3 protein-coding genes and 1 pseudogene are annotated in these 2,589 nt (G+C 70.9%); 2 read left to right on the plus strand and 2 right to left on the minus strand.

Annotated elements, in window-relative coordinates; all coding sequences use genetic code 11:
• On the minus strand, positions 1-276 hold a 276-nt coding region (locus IH13_RS0104620), incomplete at its 3' end, for a roadblock/LC7 domain-containing protein (RefSeq protein ID WP_199814602.1).
• Between the two features lie 133 nt (positions 277-409).
• On the opposite strand from IH13_RS0104620, the gene IH13_RS0104625 reads away from it, so the two are divergent.
• On the plus strand, positions 410-838 hold the full coding sequence (locus tag IH13_RS0104625; RefSeq protein WP_031081220.1) for a PPOX class F420-dependent oxidoreductase: 429 nt from the start codon (positions 410-412) through the stop codon (positions 836-838).
• A gap of 131 nt (positions 839-969) precedes the next feature.
• Here IH13_RS0104625 and IH13_RS0104630 read toward each other — a convergent pair whose 3' ends face one another.
• Positions 970-2,040, minus strand: a complete 1,071-nt coding sequence (locus IH13_RS0104630) for a glycoside hydrolase family 43 protein (protein ID WP_031081221.1) — start codon at positions 2,038-2,040, stop codon at positions 970-972.
• A 244-nt stretch (positions 2,041-2,284) separates the two neighbouring features.
• Between IH13_RS0104630 and IH13_RS44330 the strand changes: the two are divergent.
• Positions 2,285-2,589: pseudogene (locus IH13_RS44330) on the plus strand (SAM-dependent methyltransferase); the annotation flags it as partial.

Below are 2,589 nucleotides of genomic sequence, written 5' to 3' on the forward strand. Positions count from 1 at the left end.
AGATGTGTATAAGAGACAGGTGACGAACAGCATCGCCTCGTCGAACTCCACCATGGTCTGGCGGGCGCGTCCCGCGCCGAAGTGCCGTCCCGACCCTCTGGCCAGACTCTGCAGCCCGGACGAGACGGCCGCCAGGTGTTCCGCGTCCTCGCGGGCCAGGCCGGTGCTCGCTCCGGTGACCAGCCCGTCGTTCGACAGGACGAGTGCGTGTCGTATGTACTCCACCCGAGTGGTGAGATCGTCAAGGAGCCAGTCAAGTCCCCGGTCCAGCGCCATGTACGTGTCCTCCCCGTTCATCCGTTCCCCACGTCGTGCGCAAGCCTTGCGCACGCAATCGCCACGGGCAAGCGCCTACCGGCCACCGGGGCGCCGCTTCGCGCCACGGCTGTCCGAGACCGAAGATGGGCCCATGGCACATCACATGACTCAGGACGAATGGCGGGCGTTCCTCTCGGAGGGGACCCGCACCGGCAAGGTGGCGACCGTGCGGGCGGACGGCAGCCCCCACATCGCGCCCGTCTGGTTTCTGCTCGACGGGGACGATCTGGTCTTCAACACCGGCGAGGACACCGTGAAGGGCCGCAACCTCGCGCGTGACGGCCGGGTGTCGGTCTGCGTCGACGACGACCGGCCCCCGTTCGCGTTCGCCGTGGTCCAGGGACGCGCCGAACTCAGGGAGGACCTCGGCGAGGTACGGGAGTGGGCGACCAGGATCGCGTTGCGGTACATGGGTCAGGAAGCGGCGGAGGAGTTCGGGGCGCGCAACGGCGTCCCCGGAGAACTCCTCGTACGCGTACACGTCGACAAGGTGCTCGCGATGGCGGACATGGCCGCCTGAGCGCCGCCCCGCGGCCCCGGCCGGGGACACACAGCGACGACAGCTACGGCGCCTCGCCGCAGACCGCGTCGCCGGGGCGTCCGCACGGATCCGCCGCTGTGCGGACGGCACTCCGCCCCCGGGCCCCCGTGCTACTCGAAGAACTTCAGGCTCCAGCCCGTGTCTGTCTCCGCACCGGGAACGCCGGTGCGGCTGTAGGTGGTGTCGCCCCACCAGCAGAACGTCCCGGTGTACCAGTACCGGTTCTCCCAGGCGTACGGCGTCCCCTTCGGGACCGCGTGGAACATCAGCGGGAACGCCGGTCCGGCGGGCGGGCTCGCGGCGATGTCCCCGTCGAGCAGGACGAAGCTGTGGTGGCCGGGGCCGTCGACGTGCAGTGTCGGGTCCCAACCGGGCATCATCGTCGACCGTTCGGACCCGAACAGGCATCCGTTCGACTTGTACCAGTCCCACACGTACGTCGGGTCACCGCCGGCCCGCAGCCTCAGATCGGCCAGGCAGTACCGGTCGCTCCAGCTGCCGTTGGCCGAATAGGTGAGGTGCAGTTGCCCGTTCGGGTCCTTGACGGCCTCGGGCCCCTCGTTGACGAACGGATCGCCCACCACCCGCTCCCAGCCCTCCCGGGGCTGCGAGATGACATACCGTGCTCCGGCGGGTGTGGTGGGACTGCTCATCCGGGCGATGTAGAGGTTCTGCTCGACGTCGGTGTCGCCTTCCCAGCCCGACCAGACGAACCACCGCTGCCCCTCGAAGGTGAACAGGGTTCCGTCGATGGCCCATTTGTCGTCCGGGAGCCGCAGTTTCGTCTCGGTGCCGTAGCCGCTGTCCGGGTCGGCGGAGCTGATCACGTACATCCGGTGGGCCGCTCCCCGGCCGGCCGAGAAGTAGATGTGGTAGCGGCCGCCGTCCCGCACGATCTCGGGCGCCCAGACCTCACCCAGGTCACGGGTGTCCGACCAGACCTGCCGGGCGGGGGCGGCGGCCAGGGCAGCCGTCGACGGAGCCTGCCGTACGGCGATGCCTCCTCCGGCCGACTGCACGGACACGTAGGTGCCGCCGACCCGGATCACACTCGGGTCCGCCGCCCGCATGCCCGTCTGTTCCGCTCGGGCGGGCACAGCGGACGGCAACGACATCACGGCGATGGCCATGACGACCAGGGCGAAGGCGGCGGCGCTGCGAGGACAGCGAAGAAGCTTCATGATCCCGTTCCACGGTCGGCCTCCGCTTCGACGCCTGGCCGGCACGGGCGCCGGAGTGGGGAGGGCGTCCGGCCGGGACCGCGTCGGAGGGGTTGTGGGGGTGGCCCGGACCGTCGGGACTTCTCGGCCACCGCCGGGAAGCACCGAGTTTACATCGATAGAAGCATGTGCTCCCACAGCATTCCGACAAGCGCGGGACATGTCAATGCACCGGGAGGCGGGGTTCGTACGCGATCCTGTCCGCATGGTCGACGCGCACACGCACGTCCGGGAGTTCTTCTCCGCGCGAGCGGCGGACCGGGACAGCCGCTACCGGGGGGACGGGCCGGCGTTCGCCAGGGCCGTCGCCGACATGGGGCTGCGCCCCGGGGACACCGTGCTCGACGCCGGCTGCGGCACGGCACGCCCCGCCCGGCGCCGCGTGCGGCCGTGGGGCCCGGCGGCACGGCACTCGGCGCCGACGCGACACCCACGAAGCTTGCTGCCGCGGTACGGGCCGGCCCGGACGCGGACGGGGCGCTGCTCCTGGCCGACGCCGCGCGGCTGGCG

The sequence above is a fragment of the Streptomyces sp. NRRL WC-3549 genome (assembly GCF_000721935.1).
Lineage (GTDB): Bacteria > Actinomycetota > Actinomycetes > Streptomycetales > Streptomycetaceae > Streptomyces.

Bases quoted from the DNA above. Each gene is read 5' to 3' on its own strand.
- IH13_RS0104625 (WP_031081220.1), top strand. From the start codon at position 410: ATGGCACATCACATGACTCAGGACGAATGGCGGGCGTTCCTCTCGGAG.
- IH13_RS0104630 (WP_031081221.1), bottom strand. From the start codon at position 2,040: ATGAAGCTTCTTCGCTGTCCTCGCAGCGCCGCCGCCTTCGCCCTGGTC.